The organism is Streptomyces sp. NRRL S-31 (genome assembly GCF_000718775.1).
In the GTDB taxonomy this organism is placed as follows: domain Bacteria; phylum Actinomycetota; class Actinomycetes; order Streptomycetales; family Streptomycetaceae; genus Streptomyces.
The window spans coordinates 1-25,581 of sequence record NZ_JOCB01000054.1; the positions used below are offsets into that span (position 1 = coordinate 1).

A 25,581-nucleotide genomic window follows, 5' to 3' on the forward strand; every position below is an offset into this window, starting at 1 on the left:
GGCCGGCCCCGGCCCCTGCCGGGGGCGCGGCGCCCGGGCCGGACCGGCCGCCGCGCGCGACCACCGCGATGCGAGGCGTCTGGCTCGCGACCGTCGCCAACCGGGACTGGCCCTCGCGGCCGGGCCGCACGGCCGCGCGGCAGCGCGCCGAACTCCTCGCCCATCTCGACCGGGCCGTCCGCTACCGGCTCAACACGGTGATCCTCCAGGTGCGCCCGACGGCCGACGCGCTGTGGCCGTCGCCGTACGAGCCCTGGTCCGAGTACCTCACCGGCACCCAGGGCCGCGACCCCGGCTGGGACCCGCTCGGCACGGCCGTCGCCGAGGCGCACGCCCGGGGTCTGGAACTGCACGCCTGGTTCAACCCGTACCGGATCGCGAACCACACCGACCCCGCCCGGCTGGCCGCCTCGCACCCCGCCCGCGCGCACCCCGGCTGGGTCGTGCCCTACGGCGGGCGGCTGTACTACAACCCCGGCCTGCCCGAGGTCCGCGCCTTCGTGCGGGAGGCGATGCTGGACGCGGTCGCCCGGTATCCGGTCGACGCCATCCACTTCGACGACTACTTCTACCCCTATCCGGTCGCCGGGCAGACCTTCGACGACGACGACGCCTACGACCGCCACGGCGGGGCCTTCCCCAGCCGGGCCGCCTGGCGCCGGGACAACATCGACAGGCTGGTGCGGGAGACGGCCGCCGGGGTGAGACGGGTGCGGCCCGGCACCCGGTTCGGGATCAGCCCCTTCGGGGTGTGGCGCAACGCGTCGACCGACGAGCGCGGCTCCGACACCCGGGCGGGTGTCCAGACGTACGACGACCTGTACGCGGACACCCGCACCTGGGTGCGCGAGCACTGGATCGACTACGTCGTCCCGCAGCTCTACTGGCACATCGGCGATCCCGCCGCGGACTACGCCGGGCTCGTCGCCTGGTGGGCGGCGGTCGCCGAGGGCACCGGGACCGACCTGTACGTCGGCGAGGCGCTCTACAAGGCGGGCGCCGCCGCCCAGCCGTCGGCGTGGCAGGACCCGGTCGAGCTGTCCCGGCACCTGACCCTCGCCGCCCGGTACCCGCGGGTGCGCGGCCATGTCTTCTTCGCCGCGCGGGACGTGGCGGCCGATCCGGCCGGGGCGATGGCACGGGTGGCCGCCGACCACTATCCCTGGCCGGCGACGCCACCGCGCTGACTACCGCTGCCGCTCGTCCCCGTGCCTGACCTGGCAGTCGGGGCCGGGGGACATGATCGCCTCGTGCCCGTCCTGGAAGCGGACGCGGTAGGGCGGGTTGCCCTCCTGCCCGAGCACTTCGACGACTTCGGAGACCTGGTCGTGCTGGCCCACCACCCTGCCGTGCTGGACGAGCTTGTCACCCTTGGAAGCACGCATCTGCCGGCCCTCCTCACGTTCACGACCGCTGCGTGACGGCGATGCACACGAGCACGGCCACGGCGGTCAGCGGAGCGGCCGCCGTGAAGTGCTCGCCCAGCAGCAGCGCCGACCACACCAGTGTGAGCAGGGGCTGGGCCAACTGCAACTGGCTGGCCCGGGGGATGCCGATGGCCGCCATGCCCCGGTACCAGACGACCAGTCCCAGGAACTGCGAGCCCAGCGCCACCCACACCAGGCCGGCGACGCCGTGCGCGGTGAGGTGCACCGGCTCCCGCGTCAGCGCCACCGCGGCCACCGGGACGCTGAGCGGCAGGCACAGCACCAGTGCCCAGCCGATGACCTGCCAGCCCGGCATGACCCGGGCCAGCCGGCCGCCCTCGGTGTAGCCGGCCGCGCACACGATCAGGGCCGCGAAGAGGTACCCGTCGGCGACGGTGAGCGCGCCGCCGCTCTGGGCCAGGGTGAAGCCGAGCACGGCCGCCGCGCCCGCCACGGCCGCCAGCCAGAACCGGCGGGACGGCCGGGCGCCGGTGCGCAGGGCCGAGAACACGGCGGTGGTCAGCGGCAGCAGCCCCACCACCACGGCCGCGTGGGCGGTGGTGGACGTCTCCAGGGCGAGCGTGGTCAGCATCGGGAAGCCCAGCACGACCCCGGCGGCGACCACGGCCAGCCCCGGCAGGTGCCGCCGGGCCGGGAGGCGTACGCGCAGGGCGAGCAGACAGCCCCCCGCGACGAGGGCGGCGAGGACCGCGCGCACCGCCACCAGCGACCACGGGCCGAAGCTCTCCAGGCCCCAGGCGGTCGAGGGGAAGGTGAGCGAGAACGCGATCACACCCAGGGCGGCCTGGACGGTGCCGAGCCTGCGGAGGTCCCGCTGTCCCCGTTGTTCCCGCTGTTCCTGTCGTCCGTGGGAAGCGGTGACTGCTCGGACTGCTATCGGCCTCGCCGTAGTAGCGCTACTCTGTACTCTCATGCAACAGCGTAGCAGCGAGGGTGATCTGGCGGAACAGCTTCGGCGGGAGGTCGACCGCTACTCTCCGGGCGAGAAGCTCCCGTCGAGCCGGGCGCTGGTCGAGCGGTTCCGGGTGAGCCCGGTGACCGTCTCACGGGCCCTCGCCCGGCTCGCCGCCGACGGCCTCGTGGTCACCCGGCCCGGCGCCGGCGCCTACCGGGCCCCCGCCCACCCGGCGCCCACCCCCGCCGGCGACACCTCCTGGCAGGAGGTCGCGCTGAGCGCCGACGGCGCCGTCGAACTCGTACCGCGCACGGTGGACGCTTCCGGCGTCACCGTCTCGCTGGCCGCGCCGCCGCCCGGGGTGCTGGAGTTCAACGGCGGCTACCCGCACCCCTCCCTCCAGCCCGAGCGGGCCATGGCGGCGGCCCTGGCCCGGGCCGGACGGCGGCCCGGAGCCTGGGGCAGACCCCCGCTGGAGGGGCTGCCCGAGCTGCGGGAGTGGTTCGCCCGCGAGATCGGCGGCGCCGTCACCGCGGCCGAGGTGCTGATCGCCGCGGGCGGCCAGGCGGCCCTCGCCACCGCCCTGCGCGCGCTCGCCCCGCCCGGTGCCCCGGTGCTCGTGGAGTCCCCCACCTATCCGGGCATGCTGGCCCTCGCCCGCGCGGCGGGGCTGCGGCCCGTGCCGGTGCCCGTGGACCCCGACGGCGTCCGCCCCGGCCTGCTCGCCGACGCCTTCCACGCCACCGGCGCCCGGGTCTTCGTCTGCCAGCCGCTGTTCCAGAACCCGACCGGTGCCGTGCTGGCCCCCGCCCGGCGCGCCGAGGTGCTGCGCATCGCCCGCGAGGCCGGGGCGTTCGTCATCGAGGACGACTACGTCCGCCGGCTGGTGCACGCCGACGCGGGCCCGCTGCCCCGGCCGCTGGCCGCCGACGACCCGGACGGCGTGGTGGTGCACGTCGGCTCGCTGACCAAGGCGACCTCGCCCAGCTTCCGGGTGAGCGCCCTGGCCGCGCGCGGGCCGGTGCTGGAACGCTTGCGCGCCATCCAGGTCGTGGACAGCTTCTTCGTGCCCCGGCCGCTCCAGGAGGCCGCACTGGAACTCGTCGGCTCGCCCGCCTGGCCCCGCCACCTGCGCACCCTCTCGGCCGAGCTGAGGATCCGCCGCTCCACCATGACCGGCGCGCTCGCCCGGGAACTGCCCCAGCTCGCGCTGCCGTACGTCCCGTCCGGCGGCTACCACCTGTGGCTGCGCCTGCCCGACGGCACCGGGGGCACCGCCCCGTCCCTCGGCCCCGGCGGAGAGTCCGCCCTGACCTCCGCCGCCCTGCGCGCGGGCGTCGCCCTCACCCCCGGCCGCGCCTACTTCGCCGCCGAGCCGCCCGCCGGCCACCTCCGGCTGAGCTTCGCGGCGGTGGCGGGCACCGGGGAGATCATCGAGGGGGTGCGACGGCTGCGGGCCGCGTACGACGAGGTGGCGCGCGAACCGGTGGCGGGATGGTGAAAACCGTTCGGCACGGCGCGCCCGCCCTGTGAGGATTCCCGCATGAGCGAAACACCGGATCTTCCCGAGGGCTACGAGTTCTCCGCCGACACCGCCCGCGTCGACGTCGACCGCGTGCACGGCTGGCTGTCGTCCGACGCCTACTGGGCGCTCGGCCGCCCCCGCGAGCAGCACGAGCGGGCGATGGCGTCCTCGCTGAACTTCGGCGTCTACGCGGCGTCCGGGGAGCAGGTGGCCTACGCGCGCGTGGTCACCGACCAGGCGCTGTTCGGCTGGCTCGCCGATGTGTACGTCGACCCGTCCGTGCGGGGCGAGGGCATCGGCACCGCGTTCGTCGCCCGGGTCCGCGACCACCTGGCGCCCCTGGGGCTGCGCCGGCTGCTGCTCGCCACGGAGGACGCGCACGAGGTGTACCGGAAGATAGGGTTCCGGCCGCTGGACCGCCCGGACCAGTACCTGGCGCTCGCCTTCGGGTGAGCCCGCGCACATCCGCGCCGCCATGCGTCCCCGTACCGCCACGCGTTCCCGCGACCCCGCGCACCGGACGGCGGCCGGATCGTGGCCGTGGCCGAGTCCTCCGTGATCCGGGCGGCCCTGGGCCACGCCCTCAAGGCGCCCCCTCGGCCTACCGGAACCTCGACGTCCGCCCGCTCTCGGCGACCACGGTCACGGTCCGGTCCGGCCGCTGGACCCACCGCCTCGACGGGGTGCGGGCTCAGCCCTCACGGACGTAGCCCGTGGTCAGCACCAGGTCCTTCGCCGGGCCGCCGACCCGCCAGACCGTGCCCCAGCGGTCGGCGTCCCGGACGGTGAACTCGCCCCGGTAGTGGTCGGCCGCGCAGGGGTGGTGGGCGACGTACCGCCCTGTGGTCAGGTCCAGGTCGTGGAAGGGCCGCCCGTCCGCGAACCGCACGTCCGCCCGGCCCGGCGCGGACCCCGGCAGGAACCGCAGCGTCCGGGTGGCCGGCCGCGCCACCCCCTGCCAGGTGAAGGTGCCGGACTCCTCGTGCAGCAGTCCGCCGCCGTCCAGCGGGCCGAACACGGTCACGCCGCCGAAGTGCCCCGCGGCGCCGCTCGCCAGGTCCCGGACGTCGCGCTCCACCCGCCAGCGTCCGGCCAGATAGGCCAGGACGCCGGGCACCGGCCAGAACTCCTCCATCGCGCTCCCCTCTCCGCCGCGCCCACCGGGCCGGCCCCGCGACCCGCCCGCTCGGCGTGCCCGTCACCTTGATAACACCTGCCGGAAATCCGGAGTTCTCCGGCCGGACATGAAATTCACACGGTGCCGCCCGTATTCGGAAGAAGTTGCCTCACTTTTCGGTGAGCACACAACCATCCGGAATCACGCTCCGTCTAAGTCGGCGAATAGATGGGGCACACATTCTGTGAGGACCGCCGAAAATGCACCGCAGCACACGACCCGGCACGCACGGCATTGACCGCGCGAACCCGTGGGGACAGCCGGACGGGAACAGGGTGTGAAAGCGATGTCCCGGCCGCGACCGGCCGCCGCCCTGCTCGCCGCGGCCGTCGCGGTGGCCGCCCTGTGCGGCGGTGACGCCCTCGCCCGCTGCCGTCCCTTCGGTCCCCGCACCCGTGACGTCAACGACCTGGGCAACCAGTTCGTGCCCTTCCACGCCCTCCTGTGGGACCTGCTGCACGGCCGGGCCGAGGGCGGCCTCCTGGTCAACTGGCAGTCCGGCTTCGGCACCGGCTTCCTGCCCGACCTCGGCACCTACCTCGGCAGCCCGTTCGCGCCGCTGGTCGCCCTCTTCCCACGGGACGAGATCGACCTCGCGGTGTACGTGATCACGCTGCTGAAGATCGCCTCCGCCGCCGCGGCCATGGCCTGGCTGCTGCTCGCCCTGCGCCCCGGCCGCTGGTGGGCGGCGGGTCTGCTCGGCTCCTCCTACGCGCTGTGCGGGTGGACCCTCGCCGACGCCGACTACAACCCGATGTGGCTCGACGGACTGATCGCCCTGCCCCTGCTGTGCCTGGTCGGCGAACGGGCGCTCACCGGACGCCGGTACCTGCCCGGCGTACCGATCGTCGCCCTCGCCTGGACCGCCAACTTCTACACCGCCTACATGGCCACCCTCGGCGCCGCCCTGGTGCTGCTGCTCCGGCTCCTGCTCACCCGCCCGCCCCGCCGGCAGGCCCTCGCGGCGGCCGGCCGGGCCGCCTCGACCACCGCCCTCGGCATGGGCCTCGCCGCCCCGCTCGTCACCGTGGTCTACTTCGGCACCGCCCACGCCTACCCCGGCCGGACCGGTACGTTCAGCCCGGTACCGACCCGGGAGGTACTGGCCCGGCTGCTGCCGACGGTGTACCGCTGGGGATCGCCGGCCCTCTACGTCGGCACCACCGCGCTGCTGCTCGCCCTCGCCCTGCCCTTCCACCGGGCGGTCCCCGCACGGGTGCGCGCCGGCTGGACGGCCCTGGTGCTGCTGGCCGTCCTGTCCCTCCAGTGGGCGCCCACCCATCTGGTGTGGCACGCCTTCGCCACCCCGCAGGGCAGCCCCTACCGGCAGACCTTCGTGGTGTGCGGGCTGCTCGTCATCGCCGCCTGGCAGACCCTCTCCCACGGCCTGCCCGGCCCGCGGGCGCTGGGCGCGGCCGCCGGGCTGCTCGCCCTGATCACCGCCCTCGCCGGCCGCACCCCCGGGGTCCGGGTCTTCACCTGGCCCGTGCTGCTGCTCGCCGTCGCCGGCGCGCTGGGCGGACTCGCCCTGCTGGCCCGCGCCGGACGCGGCGGACCGCTCGCCGGGCTGGCCGTCGTCCTGCTGCTCGGCGCGCAGATCGGGGAGAGCGCCGCCACCTCGGCCGTGGCCACCCGGCTGCGCCTCGCGCACATGGACGACTACGCGCCGTGGGGCGAGCGGCAGGAACGGCAGGCGGCGCTGATCGCCGAGGCCGACGGCTGGCCCCGCTACCGCACCGACCCCGGCCGGGAGCAGACCGTCGGCAACGATCCGCTGATGGTGGGCGGCGAGGGCGCCCAGTACTACAGCAGCCTGACCCCCGACGTGCTCAGCCGCACCCTCACCGCGCTCGGCGGCGGCTCGACCTCGCGGGGGCGCAGCGTGCAGAGCCTGGACAACGCCGTCACGGACGTCGTCTTCTCCGTCGGCGCCCGGGTGCACTCCCCGCCGGACCCGCATCGGAAGCACGTGCCGCCGCCCTCGCGCCCGGCGGCCGTGACCCGGCGGGACGTGCCGCCCCTGGTGACCGTGCGGTCCGCCCCGGACACCCGCCCCTTCGGCCCCTCGCCCTACCGCAACCAGGAGATCCTGCTCGGCAGCCGCGTCTACACCGTGCCCCGCCTCGCCGTGCGGGACGACACCGGCCGGCCGCTGCCGTCGCGCCGGGTCGGCTCCGGCACCGCCCGGACCGGGCCGTTGATCACCGCCCGCTGCCCGGCGGGGACCCAGGTGCACCTGTGGGCCCCGCACTACGCGGGCACCGCCCGGCTCGACGGCGGCCCCACCGCGTTCCTCGACTACCGGCCCGGCCGCAACCGCGCCGCCATGGTGCCGCTCGGCACCGCCCCCGCCTCCGGGCCGCTGCGCGTCCGGCTGACCCCGGCCCGGCCCGGCCGCATCCCGCCCGGTGCGATCGGCTGCCTGGACACCGTCCGGCTGCGCACGGCCGCAGCGCGCCTGACGGCCACCGGCGCCACGGACGTCACCGTCTCCGACGGCACCGTCCGGGCCGCTCTGCCCGCCGGGAGCAGGGGCCTCGCGGTCCTCGCCGTGCCCCGCACCGCCGGCTGGCGGTGTGCGGCGGGCGACGGCCCGGCCCGGCCCGCCGGGGAGTACCACGGCCTGATCGCCGTGCCGCTCGACACCTCACCGACCACGCTGACCTGTACTTACCACCCGCCAGGCCTCCGGCTGGGCACGGCGGTCGGGGCCGCCTCGCTCCTCGTCCTCGCCGTACTGACCGTCCGCACCGCCCTCCGCCGCCGGCGTGTCCCGGCGCCGACCGCCACCACCGCACCGCGCGAGCGGGTGACCACCGCTCACTGACCGCGCCCAGGGGGACCCGCCATGCTGATATCGATCGTCGCGCCCTGCTACAACGAGGAAGACGTCCTCGACCGCTTCCACCGGGAGGTCCAGAAGGTCGCCGAGGAACTGCTGCCCCTCGGCCACGACATGGAGTTCGTGTACGTGGACGACGGCAGCCGGGACCGTACGCTCGCCGTCCTGGAGCAGCTCGCGGAGCGCGACTCCCGGGTGCGCTACGTCTCCTTCAGCCGCAACTTCGGCAAGGAGGCAGCCCTGCTCGCCGGGCTCCGGCACGCCGCCGGGGACTCGGTGATCGTGATGGACGCCGACCTCCAGCACCCGCCGGAGCTGATCAAGCGCATGGTCGCGCTGCGCGAACAGGGCCATGACCAGGTCATCGCCCGGCGCACCCGCACCGGCGACCGGCTCGGCCGGACCCTCACCGCGCGCCTGTACTACCGGCTCGTCAACCGCCTGGTGGACGTCGAACTCGTCGACGGGGTCGGGGACTTCCGGCTGCTGTCGCGCCGGGTGGCGGACGCGGTGCTGGGCCTGACCGAGTACAACCGCTTCTCCAAGGGCCTGTTCGCCTGGGTGGGCTTCCCGAGCACCACCTTCGAGTACCGCAACGCCGTGCGCGAGGCCGGCCGCAGCTCCTGGAACCTGCGCGGACTGCTCGACTACGGCCTCGACGGCCTGCTCTCCTTCAACAACCGCCCGCTGCGCGCCGCCCTCTGGCTCGGCGTGGGCCTGCTGCTGTGCGCGGGCCTCTACACCGGGTGGATCGTGGGCGCCGCGCTCGTCCAGGGCGTCCAGACCCCCGGCTATGTGACCATCATCACCGCCGTCACCGCCCTCGCGGGCGTACAGATGGTCATGCTGGGAGTCATCGGGGAGTACACCGGCCGCATCTACTACGAGGTGAAGGGGCGTCCGCACTTCCTGGTCAAGGCGACGAACGTCGAGCGGACCGAGCGGACGAAGGATCTCATCCCCTGATGCGGCAGATTCTCACCTTCGGCGTGGTGGGTGTCGTCAATACGGCGGCCTACTACTGCCTTTACCTTTTCTTTCTGACGGCTTTTCCCTATCTGGTCGCGCATATCCTGGCATTTGCGCTCAGCATGGTCGGTTCCTTTTTCCTGAACGCCCGCTTCACCTATCGGACGCGGCCCACCTGGCGGAAATTCCTGCTGTTCCCGCTGACCAACCTGACCAACTTCGTGATCACGACGGCCGGGGTCTACCTGATCGTCGACGTGCTGCACGCCGGCAGCCGGTTCGCCCCCCTGCTGGCCTCCGCGGCGGCCATCCCGGTCACCTTCGTCGTCTCCCGCCGGGTGATGCTCCCCAAGGCGATTGCATAAACGTGCATCGGTACGTATAGTCATGCCATCCAGAGGAGGGTGGACATGGCAGTACGTGCGGCGGTGGCCGGAGCGAGCGGATACGCGGGCGGAGAGGTCCTGCGCCTGCTCCTCGCGCACCCCGAGGTAGAGATCGGCACCCTGACCGGCAACTCCAACGCCGGACAGCGGCTCGGCGCGCTCCAGCCGCACCTGCTGCCGCTGGCCGACCGTGTGCTGGCCGAGACCACGCCCGAGGCCCTCGCCGGGCACGACGTGGTCTTCCTCGCGCTGCCGCACGGGCAGTCCGCCGCCGTCGCCGAGCGGCTCGGCCCCGACGTCCTCGTGGTCGACATGGGCGCCGACTTCCGGCTCAAGGACCCGGCCGACTGGGAGACCTTCTACGGCTCCCCGCACGCCGGCACCTGGCCCTACGGCCTGCCCGAACTCCCGGGCGCCCGCGCCGCGCTGGAGGGGTCCCGGCGCATCGCGGTGCCCGGGTGCTACCCGACCGCCGTCTCCCTCGCCCTCTTCCCGGCCTACGCGGCCGGCCTCGCCGAGCCCGAGGCGGTGGTCGTCGCCGCGTCCGGCACCTCCGGCGCGGGCAAGGCACCCAAGCCGCACCTGCTCGGCAGCGAGGTCATGGGCTCCATGTCGCCGTACGGCGTCGGCGGGGGCCACCGGCACACCCCCGAGATGATCCAGAACCTCAGCGGGGCGGCGGGCGAGCGGGTCTCCGTCTCCTTCACGCCGACCCTCGCCCCCATGCCCCGCGGCATCCTCGCCACATGCAGCGCCAAGGCCGCCGGCCCGGTCACGGCGGACTCCGTCCGCGCCGCCTACGAGAAGGCGTACGCCGACGAGCCCTTCGTCCACCTGCTCCCCGAGGGCCAGTGGCCCGCCACGGCGTCCGTCCACGGTTCCAACGCCGTTCAGGTGCAGGTCGCGTACGACGCCGCCGCGGGCCGCATCATCGCGATCAGCGCCATCGACAACCTGACCAAGGGCACCGCGGGCGGTGCCGTCCAGAGCATGAACATCGCCCTGGGTCTCCCCGAGACCACCGGGCTTTCCACGATCGGAGTCGCACCGTGAGCGTCACGGCAGCCAAGGGATTCACGGCGGCGGGCATCGCCGCCGGGATCAAGGAGAACGGCAACCCCGACCTGGCCCTCGTGGTCAACGAGGGCCCCCGCCGTGCCGCCGCGGGCGTCTTCACCTCCAACCGCGTCAAGGCGGCGCCGGTGCTCTGGTCCGAGCAGGTCGTCAAGGGCGGCCAGGTCTCCGTGGTCGTGCTCAACTCCGGCGGCGCCAACGCCTGCACCGGCCCCCAGGGCTTCCAGGACACCCACACCACCGCCGAGAAGGCCGCCGAGGCGCTCGGCCGCGGAGCCATCGAGGTCGCCGTCTGCTCCACCGGCCTCATCGGCGTGCCGCTGCCCATGGACAAGCTGCTCCCGGGCATCGAGACGGCCGTCGCCCAGCTCTCCGAGCACGGCGGCGAGAAGGCCGCCATCGCCATCAAGACCACCGACACCGTCCACAAGACGTCCGTGGTCACCGGGGACGGCTGGACCGTCGGCGGCATGGCCAAGGGCGCGGGCATGCTCGCCCCCGGCCTCGCCACCATGCTCGTCGTCCTCACCACCGACGCCGACCTCGGCGACGAGGACCTGGACCGCGCCCTGCGCGCCGCCACCGAGGTCACCTTCGACCGCGTCGACTCCGACGGCTGCATGTCCACCAACGACACCGTGCTGCTGCTCGCCTCCGGCTCCTCGGGCATCACCCCGGAGTACGACGAGTTCGCCGACGCCGTACGCCGGGTCTGCGACGACCTCGGCCGGCAGCTCATCGGCGACGCCGAGGGCGCCAGCAAGGACATCAAGGTCGAGGTGGTCAACGCGGCGACCGTGGCGGACGCCGTCGAGGTCGGCCGGTCCGTCGCCCGCAACAACCTGCTCAAGTGCGCGATCCACGGCGAGGACCCCAACTGGGGCCGCGTGCTCTCCGCGATCGGCACCACGAAGGCCGCGTTCGAGCCGGACCAGCTCAACGTCGCCATCAACGGCGTCTGGGTGTGCAAGAACGGCTCCGTCGGCGAGGACCGCGAGCTGGTCGACATGCGCTACCGCGAGGTCCACATCGTCGCCGACCTCGCCGCCGGCACCGAGACCGCGACCATCTGGACCAACGACCTGACCGCCGAATACGTCCACGAGAACAGCGCCTACTCCTCATGAGCGACTCCCACCCGAGCGGTACGACGCGGAAACACACCGCCCTGCCCAAGGCCCGCATCCTCGTCGAGGCGCTGCCCTGGCTGACCCGGCACCACGGCAAGGTCGTCGTCATCAAGTTCGGCGGCAACGCCATGGTGAACGAGGAGCTGAAGGCCGCCTTCGCCCAGGACGTCGTCTTCCTGCGGCACGCCGGCCTCAAGCCGGTCGTGGTGCACGGCGGCGGCCCGCAGATCAGCGCCGCCCTCGACCGGCACGGCATCGTCAGCGAGTTCAAGGCGGGCCTGCGCGTCACCACCGAGGAGGCGATGGACGTCGTACGGATGGTGCTCGCCGGGCAGGTCCAGCGCGAGCTGGTCGGGCTGCTCAACCAGCACGGCCCGCTCGCCGTCGGCCTCACCGGCGAGGACGCGCGCACCATCACCGCCACCAAGCACACCCCGGAGATCGACGGCGAGCCGGTCGACATCGGGCGGGTCGGCGAGATCACCGCCATCGACACCGGCGCGATCGAGGCCCTGCTCGCCGACGGCCGCATCCCGGTCGTCTCCTCGATCGCCCGCAGTCAGGACGACGGACATGTCTACAACGTCAATGCTGATACGGCGGCTGCGGCACTCGCTGCGGCACTGGGTGCCGAAACCCTCATGGTCCTCACCGACGTCGAGGGCCTTTACGAGGACTGGCCGCACTCCGACGAGGTGATCAGCCGCCTCACCGCCTCCCAGCTGGAGAGACTGCTGCCGGAACTCAGCTCCGGCATGGTGCCGAAGATGGAGGGCTGCCTGCACGCCGTGCGCAACGGCGTGACGACCGCCCGCGTCATCGACGGCCGGGTCCAGCACTCGATCCTGCTGGAGATCTTCACCGACGAGGGCATCGGCACGATGGTCGTGCCCGACGACCGGCCGCACGAACGGCACGAACAGGGGGAGTCATGAGCAACCAGGAACTGACCCGGCGGTGGCAGGGCGCCCTCATGAACAACTACGGCACCCCGCGCCTGCCCCTCGTCCGCGGTGCGGGCACCAAGGTGTGGGACGCCGAGGGCCGGGAGTACCTCGACTTCGTCGGCGGCATCGCCACCAACGCGCTCGGCCACGCCCACCCCGCGATCGTCGAGGCCGTCGGCCGGCAGATCGCCTCCCTCGGGCACATCTCCAACTTCTTCATGGCCGAGCCCACCGTCGCCCTCGCCGAACGGCTCGTCCGGCTCTTCGGCCGCGAGGGCCGGGTCTTCTTCTGCAACTCCGGCGCGGAGGCGAACGAGGCCGCCTTCAAGATCGGCCGGCTCACCGGGCGCACCCACATGGTCGCCACCGAGGGCGGCTTCCACGGCCGGACGATGGGCGCCCTCGCGCTCACCGGCCAGCCCGCCAAGCAGGACCCCTTCCGGCCGCTGCCCGGCGCGGTCACCCACGTCCCCTACGGCGACGCGCAGGCACTGGCCGCCGCCGTCACCGAGGAGACGGCCCTGGTGATCATCGAGCCGGTGCAGGGCGAGAACGGCGTCGTCGTGCCCCCGGCCGGCTACCTCAAGGCGGCCCGCGCGATCACCGCGGCCACCGGCGCCCTGCTGGTCCTGGACGAGGTGCAGACCGGCATCGGCCGGACGGGCACCTGGTTCGCCTACCAGGCCCACGAGGGCGTGCTGCCCGACGTCGTCACCCTCGCCAAGCAACTGGGCGGCGGACTGCCGCTCGGCGCGACCGTCGCCTTCGGCCGGGCCGCAGAACTGCTGGGCCCCGGCCACCACGGCACCACCTTCGGCGGCAACCCCGTCGCCTGCGCCGCCGGCCTCGCCGTGCTCGACACCATCGAGGGCGAGGGACTGCTCGACCACGTCAAGCGGCAGAGCGGAAGGCTGCGGGACGGAATCGCGGCCCTGCACCACCCGTTGATCGACCATGTCCGGGGCGAGGGACTGCTCCTGGGTATCGTGCTCACCGGGTCGCGCGCGCCGCAGGTGCAGCAGGCGGCCCAGGAGGCCGGGTTCCTGGTGAACGCGCCCGCCCCGGACGTCGTACGGCTCATGCCGCCGCTGAATCTCCGCGACGACGAGGCGGACGCGCTGCTCGGGGCACTGCCCGGCATCCTCGACGCAGCCCACGGGGACGGACGAGCCGGAGAATGAGACGACGATGAGCGAGGCGCAGGACCACGAGCAGGCCGGGGGGGCCGGGCCCGCCGTACCGCAGACCCGCACCGCACGGCACCGCCGGATCGTGGACATCCTCAACCGGCAGCCGGTGCGCTCGCAGAGCCAGCTGGCCAAGCTGCTCGCCGACGACGGGCTGAACGTCACCCAGGCGACGCTCAGCCGGGACCTCGACGAGCTGAACGCGGTGAAGATCCGCAACGCCGACGGCGACCTGATCTACGCGGTGCCGAGCGAGGGCGGTTTCCGCACGCCCCGGGCGCCGCTGGGCGGGTCGGCGAAGGAGGAGCGGATGCGGCGCCTCTCCCAGGAGCTGCTGATCTCCGCGGAGGCGTCGGCCAACCTCGTGGTGCTGCGGACGCCGCCGGGGGCCGCGCAGTTCCTGGCCTCCGCCATCGACCAGGCGGAGCTGCACGACATCCTGGGCACCATCGCCGGTGACGACACCCTGCTGCTGATCAGCCGCAACCCCAGCGGCGGGCAGGAACTGGCGGACCACCTGCTGCGGCTCGCCCAGAACGGCCACTGACCCGGGCGCGGCGCCCGCCTCGCCGGCGGAGCCGTGTCCCTCGCGGCCCCCGTGGTCGTGGTCGTGGTCATGGCGGTCGCCGTGCCGTCCGTCGTCGTGCCGCGAGGTGTCGTCGTCGCGGTCGCGAGGGCGGTCGGCGCTCAGCCCAGCCGGGCCGCCAGACCCGAGGTGCAGCGCACCTCGTCCGCCGCGGTGATCAGCAGCGCCTCCACGCCCGGCAGCGACTCCAGCCACGCCAGCCCCTCGCGCGAGCCCCTCGCGAACGCCGCGGTGGCCCAGCAGTCCGCCCAGGTCAGCCGGGGCCCCACCACCGTCACGGACACCAGATCCGTCACCGCCGGCCGCCCGGTGCCCGGGTCCACGATGTGCGCGCCCCGCTCCGCCGTGCCGGACGTGGCGACCGCCAGTTCCCGGGTGTCCGCCGTCGAGACCACCGCCGCCAGTCCGCCGGGCCGGAGCGGATCGGCCACGCCGACCCGCCAGGGGCGCCCCGGCTCCGGCGCGCCGAGCAGCTGGACGTCCCCGCCCCCGTTGACGCTGACCCCGCGCACCCCCGCCACCGCCGCCAGCGCCCGCGCCGCGCGCTCGGCAGCCCAGCCCTTGACGATGCCGGTGGGGTCCGGCACGCCCCGGTACCGCGCGCTGAACCAGCCCTGGCTCACGCGCTCCGCCCGGGCCGCCAGCTCCAGCACCCCGGCCACCTCCGGAGCGCACCCGTCGAGGTCCAGCTCGCCCCGCGCCAGCCGCGACACGTCGCTGTCCGCGCGGTACGTGCTGAACACCGCGTCCGCCCGGTGCAGGCCGGCGACGGCCTCGGCGAGCGCCGCCCGGACCGCGGCCGGCTCCCCGCCGCGGACGTCGAAGGAGAACACCGTCCCCATGACCTCCTCCGCGTGCCGCAGCGCGCCGGGCGTCCCGGGCTCCCCGGCCACCGCGTCAGCCATCGGCCCGGTCCGGCGCCGACTGGAGGGAGCGCCGGCAGCCCTCGCTGGTGCAGGTGGCCCCGGACACGGTGGCGATGTCCGCGCTCCGCGCGGCCACCGCCTCCCGGCCGAGCTCCGGCACGGCCGTCCGTGTCCTGCGGTCGCCGAGGCCGCCGGAGGGCGCCCGGACCGCCTCCGCCCCGGTGGTCCTCCCGCCGCTGACCGTGATCCGCACCTGCACGGCCCCGTACCGGGTCGGGACCGCGTCACCGGTCAGCGTGCCGGAGCCGGCGGCGGCCCGGGCACCGCCCCGCGGCGACTCCCGCCCCGCCGCCGTCCGCCCGGGGGCCGCGCCCGCCGATGCCGCCGCCGGGTCCGACGCCGGGCTCAACGACAGCAGCACGACGCCGGAGACGGTCGCGGCGGTGGCCGGCACGACCCGTCGCACGGGATGGCTCTTCCTCATCGCTTTCGTGGCTCCGCTCACATCTCGAACGACTCGTGGTGGATACGGCGGGCCGGGACCCCCGCCTCGCGCAGCGCCCCGTACACCGACCGCGCGAACCCGGGCGGACCGCACAGGAAGACGTCGTGCCGGTCGACGTCCGGGATCCTCCGCCGCAGGTTCCCGGCGGAGAGGTCGGGACGCCCGCCCCCGGGGCCGTCCACCGCGTACATCAGCCGGGCGCCCCGCTCCCCGGCGATGGCCGTCAGCTCGTCCCACAGCACCAGGTCCCGGGTGCTGCCGGCCCGGTACAGCAGGGTGATGTCACCGGCGCCCCCGGGCAGGGTCTCGAACAGCGCCCGCAGCGGCGTGATGCCCACCCCGCCCGCGACCAGCAGCACCTTGCCCCGGCTGCGGCGCCGCGCGGTGAGGGCGCCGTACGGGCCCTCCGCCCACACCCGGGTCCCGGGGGCCAGCTCCCGCAGCCGGGCGCTGTGGTCGCCGATCGCCTTCACCGTGATCCGCAGCATGCCGGGGCGCGGAGCGGCCGAGAGGGAGTACGGGTGCGAGCTGAACCGCATCCCCGGGGCGAGGAAGCGCCAGCGGAAGAACTGGCCCGCCTCCGCGCCCATCCGGTGCAGCCGGCGCCCGCCGATCAGCACCGACACGATGCCCGGCGCCTCCTCGACGACCGCCTCCACCCGCATCCGGTGCCGCAGGTTCAGCCGCAGCGGCGTGAGCACGCGGTACCAGACCAGCAGTGCGCTGACCGCGCCGTACAGCCCGTACCAGAACGTCCGGGCGGCGGGCTCCACCGCGAAGTCGTCGCCGGTGCCGATCTGGTGCCAGAACGTCAGGAACACCGCCGCGTACGTCAGCAGGTGCACGTGGTACCAGGTGTCGTACGGCAGCCGGCGGCGGATCCCGCCGGCCGACGTCAGCCCGATCACCACGAGCAGTGCGGTGCCGACGGCGGCCTTCCCCATGTCCGGCAGCTGTGCGACGGACTCGGCCGTCTGCCGGACGACGCCGCCGAGCGACCGGCCGGCCTGGCGCGCGTACCCCCACATGGTGAGGAAGACGTGCGCCACGATCAGGCACAGCGTGTACCGGCCGCTCATCGCGTGCCAGCGGGCCACCCGGTCGGAGCCGACCCGCCGCTCCAGCGCCGGCACGCGCGCCGTCTGGAGCACCACCAGCGCCATCAGGTAGCCGGCCAGCAGACCGGTGATCCGGCCCGCGCCCAGGACGCGGCCGGTGCCGTCGGCGACGGCGGGCGTGTGGTGCCCCCACAGCCACAGCACGGCCGCCGCCCCCGCCCCGGCGGCGAGCAGCAGCGGGACGGCCGGGGAGCGGCGCGGGCGGATGCGGCGCATCGTCTGGCGACGGGCGGCGCGTCCGCCCGCGAGCGTGGTGTTCACGGTTCCTCCGGGGGAGTCGGCCCTCGGCCCCCTGGTACGTGTCGCACGCGCGGGGTGTTCAGAGGCCCGCCGAGTCCAGCGCCGACTGGAGCGACTGCCGGTAGCCGGTGCTCGTGTAGGTGGCGCCCGAGACCATGTCGATCCCGGCGCTCTGCGCCGCCAGCGCCTCGCGCCGCAACTGGGGGATCGCGTAGCTGTTGATCTCCTCGTCGCGCGGGTTGTTCCGCGGGTACTCCACGGCCGTCACGTCCGTGAGCCTGCCGCTCTCGATCGTCACCCGCACCCGCACCGGGCCCCAGCGGGTCTGCACGCTGTCACCGGTGACCGTCTTGGACACGCTCGCACCGGACCCGCCGGACGCCCCGCCCGACGACGCGGCCGGCGCGGTGGTTCCGCCGCGCGCGACGGGGACGGAGGAAGCCGCGGACAGACCGGGACTCGTGTGCGGCTTCAGCGACAGCAGCAGCACCAGCCCGGAGACGGTGGCGGCGCTCGCCAGCACGATGCGGCGGAACGGGCGGTTCTTCTTCAACGCGTGCACGTCAGGACCTCACAGCTCGAACGACTCGTGGTGGATACGGCGGTCCGGCACCCCGGCCGCCCGCAGCGCCTCGTACACGTCCCGCGCGAAGCCGTGCGGGCCGCAGAGGTAGACGTCGTGGCCGGACAGACCCGGGACGGCCGCCCGCAGCGAGTCCGCGGTGATCGGCGGACGCTCGCCCCCCGGACCGTTCAGGGCGTACAGCACCCGCGCTCCGCGCCACTTCGCGATCGCCTCCAGCTCGCCGCCCAGCGCCAGGTCCTCGGCGGACCGCGCCCGGTACAGCAGGGTGACCTCGCCGGGCAGCGTCTCGAACAGCGCCCGCAGCGGGGTGACGCCGACCCCGGCCGCGATCAGCAGGGAGCGGTCGCCGGTCGCCCGGTCGGCGGTCAGCGAGCCGTACGGGCCCTCCGCCCAGACCCGGGTGCCGGGCCGCAGCAGCGACACCGCGGCGCTGTGGCCGCCGAGCGCCTTGACCGTGATGCGCAGCAGGTCCGGGCGCGGCGGCGCGGACAGGGAGTACGGCGTCGACGTCCAGGCCAGGCCGGCGGCCAGGAACCGCCAGCGGAAGAACTGTCCCGGCCGCGCGCCCAGCTCGTCGAGGTGCCGGCCGCGCACGACGACCGAGTACACGCCCGGCGCCTCCTGGTGCACGGAGTCGACGCGCATCCGGTGACGGCGGTTGAGCCGGACGGGGGCGAGGACGCGGTACCACAGCACCAGCGCGGCGACCCCCAGGTACAGCGCGTACCAGACGGCGGTGGCGACCGGTCGGCCGTTGAACTGCTCACCGAGGGCCAGCTGGTGGAAGAAGGCCAGGAAGACGGCCGCGTAGGTGAGCAGGTGCACGTAGTACCAGAACTCGTGACCGGTGCGGCGGCGGGCGGCCCGCACCGACGTGACGCCCACCGCGAACAGGATCACCGTGCCGGCCGTCGCCTTCAGCATGTCCGGGTAGTCCAGCACCACGGTGACCGTTTCGTGCCGGAGCGAGGCATGGTCCGTGGCGGCGTACCCGGCCAGGATCGTCACGACGTGCGCGACGAGCAGGCAGACCGTGTACCGGCCGGCCATCGCGTGCCAGCGCGCCACCCGGTCGGACCCGATCCGCCGCTCCAGCAGCGGCACCCGCGCCATCAGGCCGACCAGCACCGCGCAGGCGTACCCGCACAACAGTCCGGTGATCCGCCCGGCACCGGTCAGCAGGCCGGCCGTGCCGACCACCGCGCCGGTGTCCGTCCACCAGAGCGCGACCACGGCCGCCGCCCCCGCCCACAGCACCGCCAGCAGCGGCCCGGCGGGCGAACGCCGTGCCGCCGCCGGCCGCGGCACGGCCGCCCGCCTCGTCTCCACGGTCGTCATCAGTCCGGTTCCCTTCGTCCGTCGGCACGGGCCACTGTGCGTGCCGAACCTCTGAGGGACCTCTGAGAAGGGGCCTGTGCGGGGCCGGCGGCGCGTTTTCTCAGGGAGGTCTCAGACAAGGGGCGGGATGTTCTCAGAGGAAACTCACAGGGCCCCAGGGCCCCGGCCGCCCCGCGCGGGAGCGATGCTGGGGACGCGATGAACACGACCCGTACCGGCCGCCCGGCCCTCACCCGCCCCGACGGCACCCCGCCGCGCGTCCTCGTCGTCGACGACGACCCCGACCTCGCGGAGGTGCTCACCGGCGCCCTGCGGTACGAGGGCTGGGAGGTCCGCGCGGCCGGTGACGGCGCCGCCGCCCTCGCCGCCGCCCGCGAACTGCTGCCCGACGCCGTCGTGCTCGACGTGATGCTCCCGGACACCGACGGCTTCGCGTTGCTGGGCCGGCTGCACGAGGTGAGGCCCGACGTGTGCGTGCTCTTCCTCACGGCGCGGGACGCGGTGGAGGACCGGATCACGGGCATCACGGCCGGCGGCGACGACTACGTCACCAAGCCCTTCAGCCTGGAGGAGGTCGTCGCCCGGCTGCGCGGCCTGCTGCGCCGGGCCGGCATGGCCCGCCGGACGGACGACGGGCCGCGGCTGACCGTCGGCGACCTGGTGATGGACGAGGACGCCCGCGAGGTGACCCGGGCCGGCGAGCTGATCGAACTCTCGCCGACCGAGTTCGAACTCCTGCGCCTCCTCATGCACAACCCGCGCCGCGTGCTCAGCAAGGCGCAGATCCTCGACCGGGTCTGGTCCTACGACTTCGGCGGCCGGGCCCATGTGGTCGAGCTGTACATCTCCTATCTGCGCAAGAAGGTCGACGCGGGCCGCGAACCCATGATCCACACCGTTCGCGGGGCGGGTTACGTGCTGAAGCCGGTGCCCCGGTGAACCGCCCGCGCCGGCTGCCCCGTCCCCGTACCCTCCGCGCCCGCCTCACCGTCGGTCTGGTGGTGCTGCTCGCCGTGAGCTGCGCGGCCGTGGGACTGGCCGCCGTCGTCGAGCTGAACGGCTTCCTCACCCAGCGCCTCGACGAACAGCTCACCCAGGCGGGCACCCGGTTCCCGGAGAGCCTGGAGCACGCCGGCCGGCTGCCGGACGACCACGACGGTGACGAGCGCGGCGACACCCGCCGCATGGCCCCCGGCACCTTCGGCGCCCGCCTGGTGAACGGCACCGTCACCCGCGAGGGCCTGATCCGCTCGGGCGACCCCGCCGCCGACCTGGACGTCGCCCTGCCGGCGGCGGACGCCGCGCGGCTGGCCCGGGTACCGGCCGACGGCCGGCCGCACACCGTCGGACTGTCCGCCCTGGGCGACTACCGGGTGATCGCCTCCCCCGGCCGGGACGGGGACGTGCTGATGGTCGGCCTTCCGCTGGAGCCGGTCCAGGCGACGGTGCACCGGCTGGAACGGGTGGCCGGCAGCGTCTTCGGGCTGGCGCTGGTCGTCACCGGAGTGGCCGGCGCCTACTGGGTCCGCTGGTCGCTCCGGCCGCTCGGCCGGGTCGCCGCCACCGCCACCCGGGTCGCCGAACTCCCGCTGGCCAGCGGTGAGGTCGCGCTGCCGCCGCGGGCCCCGGACCCCGACCCGCCCGGTGAGGTCGGCCAGGTGGCCACGGCCTTCGACCGCATGCTGGGCCATGTGGAGGACGCGCTCACCAAGCGGCAGGCCGTGGAGGAGCGGCTGCGCCGGTTCGCCGCCGACGCCAGTCACGAGCTGCGCACCCCGGTCGCCTCGGTCCGCGGCCACGCCGAGCTGGCCCTGCTGCACCCGGGCCCGGTGCCGCCCGAGGTGACCCGCGCCCTGCGCCGGATCACGGCCGAGTCCGCCCGGATGGGCGAGATGGTCGACGACCTGCTGCTGCTCGCCCGGCTGGACGCGGGCCGCCCGCTGGAGCGCCGCCCCGTGGACCTGACCCGGCTGGTGCTGGACGCGGTGACGGACGCCCGGGCCGCCGGCCCCGGTCACGGCTGGACCCTGGACCTGCCCGAGGAGCCGGTGACGGTGCCGGGGGACGCGCACCGGCTGCACCAGGTCCTGGCCAACCTGCTGGCCAACGCGCGCCTGCACACGCCCGCGGGCACGAAGGTCACGGTGACCCTCCGGACCGGCGCCGGGGAGGCCCGTCTCATCGTTCACGACGACGGCCCGGGCGTCCCCGAGGACATCCGCTCCACCGTCTTCGAACGGTTCACCCGGGCCGAACACCGCCGCCGCCCCGACGCCCCGGGCGGCGGGGCGGGCCTGGGGCTGTCGATCGTGGCGGCGGTGGTGGAGGCGCACGGCGGACGGGTGACCCTGGTCAGCGGGCCGGGTGCCACCGCGTTCGAGGTGTGCCTCCCCGCCCTCAGTACCGGGTGACGGCCGTGGCCCCGTCCACCGTGCCGATGGCCATGTGCGGTCCGCGGCCGGGCTCCGCCCAGGCCAGGACGCGCCGCATGGCCTCCTGTGGCACCGACACACAGCCGGCCGTCGCCGCCTCCCCGTTGACGTGCAGGAAGATCCCCGCTCCGCGTCCGCGCACGGGCCGGTCGTAGTTGAAGCCGACGACCAGGCCGTAGGCGTACTGCGTGCGGTGGTCGACGAGGTGCTCGGACTCGGCGGCCCGGCAGTCGGCGGGCAGGGGGTCGACCCAGCGGTTGTACGAGCGGGAGTCGTTGTCCTGGCACCACCAGGAGGTCTCCCGGACCGCCCGGTACGGGACCGTCGTCCCGGCCGGGGCGGGCTCGATCCCGAAGGCGAAGGGCAGGTCGTACAGGCCGGTCGGGGTGGTGTTCGTGCCCTGTACGCGGGTGCGGCCGTCCACCAGGCCGCCGGACCCGAACCGGGCCGGCGCGGATCCGGCCTCGGTCCACTGCCCGTCCCGCAGGTCCCACCAGCTGACCGTGCCCTCGGTGGCGTCGGTGCCGGGGGCCTCGGCGACGATCAGCTGGCTGCCGCCCCCGGTGTCCGCCATCCGCGCCGGCAGCGGCGCCGGCTCCCGGCCGGGCGCGGCACCGAGCAGCGCGAGACAGGACGCGGAGACGAGGGCGAGGATCACACCGGGGCGCATGGCTCAGACCGTAGAGGGCGGCAGTGGCAACGGCAGCCCGGGCAGTCCGTCCAGGCTGGTCGCGATGTGCTCCTTCTTGGTGAAGTACGCGCTCAGCGAGGCGTCGTCCTCCCGCGCGAAGCGCTTGCCGTGCAGATCGCGGTCCTCCTCGTACGCCATGCGGGGGACGGCGTACCCGCAGGAGTCGCGGACGAGTTCGGCGTGCACCACGACGATCGCGCGCAGCCCGTGCGCGGTGTGGTCGATACCGGGGAACCGGGCGAGCAGTTCCGGGAAGCGGGGGTCGTCCCGGAAGACGGGCTCGCCCCGGCCGTGCACGCGCACGATGTTCGGCGGCCCCTGGAAGGCGCACCACATCAGGGTGATCCGCCCGTTCTCCCGCAGATGGGCGACGGTCTCGGCGGTCGACCCGGCGAAGTCCAGGTAGGCGACGGTGAGTTCGTCCAGCACGGCGAAGGACCCCTTGAGGCCCTTGGGGGAGAGGTTGACCGTGCCGTCGGCGGCTAGGGGGGCGGTCGCGGTGAAGAAGAGGGGCTGGTCCTCGATGAAGGCGCGGAGCCTGCCGTCTATGCGCGCATAAGTCTTTCCCATGTCTAACGATTATCGGCGCCCGCCGTGCGCCCGTCCGGGAAACGGCCGGATCTCCGCGTCGGGCCGGATCCCCCGCGCCGGGCCCGGATCTCGCGTCGGGCCGGCCCGCCGGGCGGCTCGCCGGAACGGCAATTGACGAATCATGCGGAGTTCTGCATACTCATGCATGTCAGCGAATGCACTGTGAGGAGAAACCCGTGACCGAGCGCGTCGTACTCGCCTACTCAGGCGGTCTGGACACCTCCGTCGCCATCGGCTGGATCGCCGAGGAGACGGGCGCCGAGGTCATCGCCGTTGCGGTCGACGTCGGCCAGGGCGGCGAGGACCTGGACGTCATCCGCAAGCGCGCGCTCGCCTGCGGTGCCGTCGAGGCCGAGGTGGCGGACGCCAAGGACGAGTTCGCCGACGAGTACTGCCTCCCGGCGATCAAGGCCAACGCCCTCTACATGGACCGCTACCCGCTGGTCTCCGCGCTCTCCCGGCCGACCATCGTCAAGCACCTGGTCGCCGCCGCCGCGAAGCACGGCGCCACCACGGTCGCCCACGGCTGCACCGGCAAGGGCAACGACCAGGTCCGCTTCGAGGCCGGCATCGTCGCCCTCGCCCCCGACCTCAAGTGCATCGCTCCGGTCCGCGACTACGCGATGACCCGGGACAAGGCGATCGCCTTCTCCGAGGCCAAGCGACTCCCGATCTCCACCACCAAGAAGTCCCCGTACTCCATCGACCAGAACGTCTTCGGGCGCGCGGTCGAGACGGGCTTCCTGGAGGACATCTGGAACGCGCCGATCGAGGACATCTACGAGTACACCTCCAACCCGGCCACCCCCCGCGAGGCCGACGAGGTGGTCATCACCTTCAAGGAGGGCGTCCCGGTCGCCATCGACGGCCGGCCCGTCACCGTCCTCCAGGCCATCCAGCAGCTCAACGAGCGCGCCGGCGCCCAGGGCATCGGCCGGATCGACATGGTCGAGGACCGCCTCGTCGGCATCAAGTCCCGCGAGGTCTACGAGGCTCCGGGCGCGATCGCCCTGATCACCGCCCACCAGGAGCTGGAGAACGTCACCGTCGAGCGCGAGCTCGCCCGCTACAAGCGGCAGGTCGAGCAGCGCTGGGGCGAGCTGGTCTACGACGGCCAGTGGTTCTCCCCGCTCAAGCGCGCCCTGGACGGCTTCATCGACGAGGCCAACCAGCACGTCTCCGGTGACATCCGGATGACCCTGCACGGCGGCCGCGCGGTCGTCACCGGCCGGCGCTCGCAGTCGTCCCTGTACGACTTCAACCTGGCCACCTACGACACCGGCGACACCTTCGACCAGGCCGCGGCCAAGGGCTTCATCGACATCTACAGCCTGTCGTCGAAGATCGCCGCCAAGCGGGACCTGGCGTAAGCCTCCCCGGTCACCTCACGGCATCAGCCTGACAGCCGCCTCCCCGCCCGCGAGGGCGGGGAGGCGGTCGCGCACGGACCTCTGTGACACCAGAACATCTCCGAGGAGCAACGCAAGTGAGCAGCAACAGCGGTGACGTACGGCTCTGGGGCGGCCGTTTCGCCGACGGACCCGCCGAGGCCCTGGCCAAGCTGTCCGCGTCCGTCCACTTCGACTGGCGGCTCGCGCCCTACGACATCGCCGGCTCCCGCGCCCACGCGCGCGTGCTGCACACGGCGGGCCTGCTCACCGCGGACGAACTGGAGCGGATGATCGCCGGGCTGGACCGGCTGGAGGCGGACGTCGCCGACGGCACCTTCACCGGCACGATCGCCGACGAGGACGTCCACACCGCCCTGGAGCGCGGGCTGCTGGAGCGCCTCGGCCCGGACCTCGGCGGCAAGCTCCGCGCCGGCCGGTCCCGCAACGACCAGGTCGCCACCCTCTTCCGGATGTACCTCCGGGACCACGCCCGGACGATCGGCGGCCTGATCGCCGATCTCCAGGACGCCCTGATCGGCCTCGCCGAGGCCCACCCGGACGTGGCGATGCCCGGCCGCACCCACCTCCAGCACGCCCAGCCGGTGCTCTTCGCCCACCACGTCCTGGCGCACGTGCAGTCCCTGTCCCGGGACGCGGAGCGGCTGCGCCAGTGGGACGACCGGACCGCCGTGTCGCCGTACGGCTCCGGCGCCCTCGCCGGCTCCTCCCTCGGCCTGGACCCGGAGGCGGTCGCGCGGGACCTCGGCTTCGAGCGCGGCAGCGTCGGCAACTCCATCGACGGCACGGCGTCCCGGGACTTCGTGGCGGAGTTCGCCTTCATCACCGCGATGATCGGCGTCGACCTCTCCCGGATCGCCGAGGAGATCATCCTCTGGAACACGAAGGAGTTCTCCTTCGTCACCCTGCACGACGCCTTCTCCACGGGCTCGTCGATCATGCCGCAGAAGAAGAACCCGGACATCGCCGAGCTGGCCCGCGGCAAGTCCGGCCGCCTCATCGGCAACCTCACCGGTCTGCTGGCGACCCTCAAGGCGCTGCCCCTCGCCTACAACCGCGACCTCCAGGAGGACAAGGAGCCGGTCTTCGACTCCTGCGACCAGCTGGAGGTGCTGCTGCCCGCCTTCACCGGCATGATCGCCACCCTCACCGTCCACCGCGAGCGCATGGAGGAACTGGCCCCGGCCGGCTTCTCGCTCGCCACCGACATCGCCGAGTGGCTGGTCAAGCAGGGCGTGCCGTTCCGCGTCGCGCACGAGGTCGCGGGGGAGTGCGTCAAGGTCGCCGAGGCCGAGGGCAAGGAACTGGACGACCTCACGGACGAGCAGTTCGCCAAGATCTCCGTACACCTCACCCCGGAGGTCCGCTCGGTCCTCAACGTGCCGGGCGCCCTGGCCTCCCGCAACGGCCGCGGCGGCACGGCGCCGAGCGCGGTCGCTGTCCAGCTGGCCGAGGTGAAGGCGGACCTGGCGGAGCAGCACGCCTGGGCCGCGGGCGGCCGGCGGCGCTGAGGCGCGGGTCGCCGACGGGGGCGCATCACCGGGGGCGCGGGACGCCGTCTGGTCGTGGCCTTTGGGGCGCGGGGCGCCGACGGAGCGCGGTCACCGGGGTGCGGGCACGCGCGACCGCGGGAGGCCGG

24 protein-coding genes and 2 pseudogenes are annotated in these 25,581 nt (G+C 74.1%); 16 read left to right on the forward strand and 10 right to left on the reverse strand.

The genetic code is table 11. From position 1 onward, the window contains the following. The coding region (locus IF37_RS0121220; protein ID WP_030744813.1) for a glycoside hydrolase family 10 protein at positions 1 to 1,187 on the forward strand (1,187 nt) is incomplete at its 5' end. On the opposite strand, the gene IF37_RS0121225 is transcribed toward IF37_RS0121220, so the two are convergent. Further along, positions 1,188 to 1,385 carry a DUF1918 domain-containing protein gene (locus IF37_RS0121225; RefSeq protein ID WP_030744815.1) on the reverse strand — a complete coding sequence of 66 codons (198 nt, stop codon included), beginning with the start codon at positions 1,383 to 1,385 and terminating at the stop codon, positions 1,188 to 1,190. It abuts the gene before it with no gap. 19 nt (positions 1,386 to 1,404) lie between these two features. After that, positions 1,405 to 2,361, reverse strand: a complete 957-nt coding sequence (locus IF37_RS0121230) for a DMT family transporter (protein ID WP_079165823.1) — start codon at positions 2,359 to 2,361, stop codon at positions 1,405 to 1,407. On the opposite strand from IF37_RS0121230, the gene IF37_RS0121235 reads away from it, so the two are divergent. The 3 genes and pseudogenes from IF37_RS0121235 to IF37_RS45895 all read left to right on the forward strand — a co-directional run. Then, the gene (locus tag IF37_RS0121235) at positions 2,360 to 3,844 is read left to right on the forward strand and encodes a PLP-dependent aminotransferase family protein (protein WP_030744821.1); all 1,485 of its coding nucleotides are present in this window, start codon (positions 2,360 to 2,362) and stop codon (positions 3,842 to 3,844) included. The two genes, IF37_RS0121230 and IF37_RS0121235, sit on opposite strands and share 2 nt — an antisense overlap. A gap of 42 nt (positions 3,845 to 3,886) precedes the next feature. Continuing rightward, positions 3,887 to 4,321, forward strand: coding sequence for a GNAT family N-acetyltransferase (locus IF37_RS0121240; RefSeq protein ID WP_030744823.1), 435 nt, complete (start codon positions 3,887 to 3,889; stop codon positions 4,319 to 4,321). 66 nt (positions 4,322 to 4,387) lie between these two features. Continuing rightward, positions 4,388 to 4,578, forward strand: a pseudogene (locus IF37_RS45895) (histidine phosphatase family protein); the annotation flags it as partial. On the opposite strand, the gene IF37_RS0121245 reads toward IF37_RS45895, so the two are convergent. After that, positions 4,560 to 5,003, reverse strand: coding sequence for a DUF6314 family protein (locus tag IF37_RS0121245; protein ID WP_030744825.1), 444 nt, complete (start codon positions 5,001 to 5,003; stop codon positions 4,560 to 4,562). The pseudogene IF37_RS45895 and the gene IF37_RS0121245 overlap by 19 nt on opposite strands. 328 nt (positions 5,004 to 5,331) lie before the next feature. Here IF37_RS0121245 and IF37_RS0121250 point away from each other — a divergent pair, with 328 nt between their 5' ends. Genes IF37_RS0121250 through IF37_RS0121285 form a run of 8 tightly spaced genes read left to right on the forward strand, consistent with a single transcriptional unit; the run spans position 5,332 to position 14,127 of the window. Then, positions 5,332 to 7,872 carry a YfhO family protein gene (locus IF37_RS0121250; RefSeq protein ID WP_173456950.1) on the forward strand — a complete coding sequence of 847 codons (2,541 nt, stop codon included), beginning with the start codon at positions 5,332 to 5,334 and terminating at the stop codon, positions 7,870 to 7,872. A 21-nt stretch (positions 7,873 to 7,893) separates the two neighbouring features. After that, positions 7,894 to 8,853, forward strand: a complete 960-nt coding sequence (locus IF37_RS0121255; protein WP_030744829.1) for a glycosyltransferase family 2 protein — start codon at positions 7,894 to 7,896, stop codon at positions 8,851 to 8,853. Continuing rightward, positions 8,853 to 9,221 carry a GtrA family protein gene (locus IF37_RS0121260; RefSeq protein WP_030744831.1) on the forward strand — a complete coding sequence of 123 codons (369 nt, stop codon included), beginning with the start codon at positions 8,853 to 8,855 and terminating at the stop codon, positions 9,219 to 9,221. The genes IF37_RS0121255 and IF37_RS0121260 overlap by 1 nt, the downstream gene beginning before the upstream one ends. 45 nt (positions 9,222 to 9,266) lie before the next feature. Further along, positions 9,267 to 10,295 carry an N-acetyl-gamma-glutamyl-phosphate reductase gene (gene argC / locus IF37_RS0121265; protein ID WP_030744834.1) on the forward strand — a complete coding sequence of 343 codons (1,029 nt, stop codon included), beginning with the start codon at positions 9,267 to 9,269 and terminating at the stop codon, positions 10,293 to 10,295. After that, positions 10,292 to 11,443 (forward strand): bifunctional glutamate N-acetyltransferase/amino-acid acetyltransferase ArgJ, encoded by a 1,152-nt coding sequence (gene argJ / locus IF37_RS0121270; protein ID WP_030744836.1) that lies wholly within the window; start codon positions 10,292 to 10,294, stop codon positions 11,441 to 11,443. The genes argC and argJ overlap by 4 nt, the downstream gene beginning before the upstream one ends. After that, a complete protein-coding gene (gene argB, locus IF37_RS0121275; protein WP_030744839.1) occupies positions 11,440 to 12,381 on the forward strand; it encodes an acetylglutamate kinase in 942 nt (313 codons plus the stop codon). The genes argJ and argB overlap by 4 nt, the downstream gene beginning before the upstream one ends. Then, a complete protein-coding gene (locus IF37_RS0121280; protein ID WP_030744841.1) occupies positions 12,378 to 13,574 on the forward strand; it encodes an acetylornithine transaminase in 1,197 nt (398 codons plus the stop codon). The genes argB and IF37_RS0121280 overlap by 4 nt, the downstream gene beginning before the upstream one ends. A gap of 7 nt (positions 13,575 to 13,581) precedes the next feature. Continuing rightward, entirely contained in the window at positions 13,582 to 14,127 is a 546-nt protein-coding gene (locus IF37_RS0121285) for an arginine repressor (RefSeq protein WP_030744843.1), read from the forward strand. Between the two features lie 140 nt (positions 14,128 to 14,267). On the opposite strand, the gene IF37_RS0121290 is transcribed toward IF37_RS0121285, so the two are convergent. The 5 genes and pseudogenes from IF37_RS0121290 to IF37_RS0121310 all read right to left on the reverse strand — a co-directional run bounded on the left by IF37_RS0121290 (position 14,268) and on the right by IF37_RS0121310 (position 18,819). Beyond that, on the reverse strand, positions 14,268 to 15,071 hold the full coding sequence (locus IF37_RS0121290; protein WP_030744845.1) for an FAD:protein FMN transferase: 804 nt from the start codon (positions 15,069 to 15,071) through the stop codon (positions 14,268 to 14,270). Position 15,072: 1 nt separating this feature from the next. Beyond that, positions 15,073 to 15,516: pseudogene (locus IF37_RS0121295) on the reverse strand (FMN-binding protein); the annotation flags it as partial. A 17-nt stretch (positions 15,517 to 15,533) separates the two neighbouring features. Then, on the reverse strand, positions 15,534 to 16,916 hold the full coding sequence (locus IF37_RS0121300; protein WP_030744850.1) for a ferric reductase-like transmembrane domain-containing protein: 1,383 nt from the start codon (positions 16,914 to 16,916) through the stop codon (positions 15,534 to 15,536). 58 nt (positions 16,917 to 16,974) lie between these two features. Further along, positions 16,975 to 17,457, reverse strand: coding sequence for an FMN-binding protein (locus IF37_RS0121305; protein WP_030744851.1), 483 nt, complete (start codon positions 17,455 to 17,457; stop codon positions 16,975 to 16,977). Positions 17,458 to 17,466: 9 nt separating this feature from the next. After that, the gene (locus tag IF37_RS0121310; RefSeq protein WP_030744852.1) at positions 17,467 to 18,819 is read right to left on the reverse strand and encodes a ferric reductase-like transmembrane domain-containing protein; all 1,353 of its coding nucleotides are present in this window, start codon (positions 18,817 to 18,819) and stop codon (positions 17,467 to 17,469) included. 198 nt (positions 18,820 to 19,017) lie between these two features. Between IF37_RS0121310 and IF37_RS0121315 the strand changes: the two genes are divergently transcribed. Then, positions 19,018 to 19,758 carry a response regulator transcription factor gene (locus tag IF37_RS0121315; RefSeq protein ID WP_030744854.1) on the forward strand — a complete coding sequence of 247 codons (741 nt, stop codon included), beginning with the start codon at positions 19,018 to 19,020 and terminating at the stop codon, positions 19,756 to 19,758. Then, positions 19,755 to 21,230, forward strand: a complete 1,476-nt coding sequence (locus tag IF37_RS0121320; protein WP_037856854.1) for a cell wall metabolism sensor histidine kinase WalK — start codon at positions 19,755 to 19,757, stop codon at positions 21,228 to 21,230. The genes IF37_RS0121315 and IF37_RS0121320 overlap by 4 nt, the downstream gene beginning before the upstream one ends. Here IF37_RS0121320 and IF37_RS0121325 read toward each other — a convergent pair. Then, positions 21,217 to 21,921 carry a L,D-transpeptidase gene (locus tag IF37_RS0121325; RefSeq protein ID WP_030744855.1) on the reverse strand — a complete coding sequence of 235 codons (705 nt, stop codon included), beginning with the start codon at positions 21,919 to 21,921 and terminating at the stop codon, positions 21,217 to 21,219. The genes IF37_RS0121320 and IF37_RS0121325 overlap by 14 nt on opposite strands. A 3-nt stretch (positions 21,922 to 21,924) precedes the next feature. Continuing rightward, a complete protein-coding gene (locus IF37_RS0121330) occupies positions 21,925 to 22,512 on the reverse strand; it encodes a pyridoxamine 5'-phosphate oxidase family protein (protein ID WP_030744857.1) in 588 nt (195 codons plus the stop codon). Between the two features lie 197 nt (positions 22,513 to 22,709). Between IF37_RS0121330 and IF37_RS0121335 the strand changes: the two genes are divergently transcribed. Together IF37_RS0121335 and argH are read left to right on the forward strand one after the other, a co-directional pair. Next, complete coding sequence (locus IF37_RS0121335) at positions 22,710 to 23,903, forward strand: argininosuccinate synthase (protein ID WP_030744859.1); 1,194 nt, start codon at positions 22,710 to 22,712, stop codon at positions 23,901 to 23,903. 116 nt (positions 23,904 to 24,019) lie between these two features. Beyond that, positions 24,020 to 25,453, forward strand: a complete 1,434-nt coding sequence (gene argH / locus IF37_RS0121340) for an argininosuccinate lyase (protein WP_030744861.1) — start codon at positions 24,020 to 24,022, stop codon at positions 25,451 to 25,453. Positions 25,454 to 25,581 lie beyond the last annotated feature (128 nt).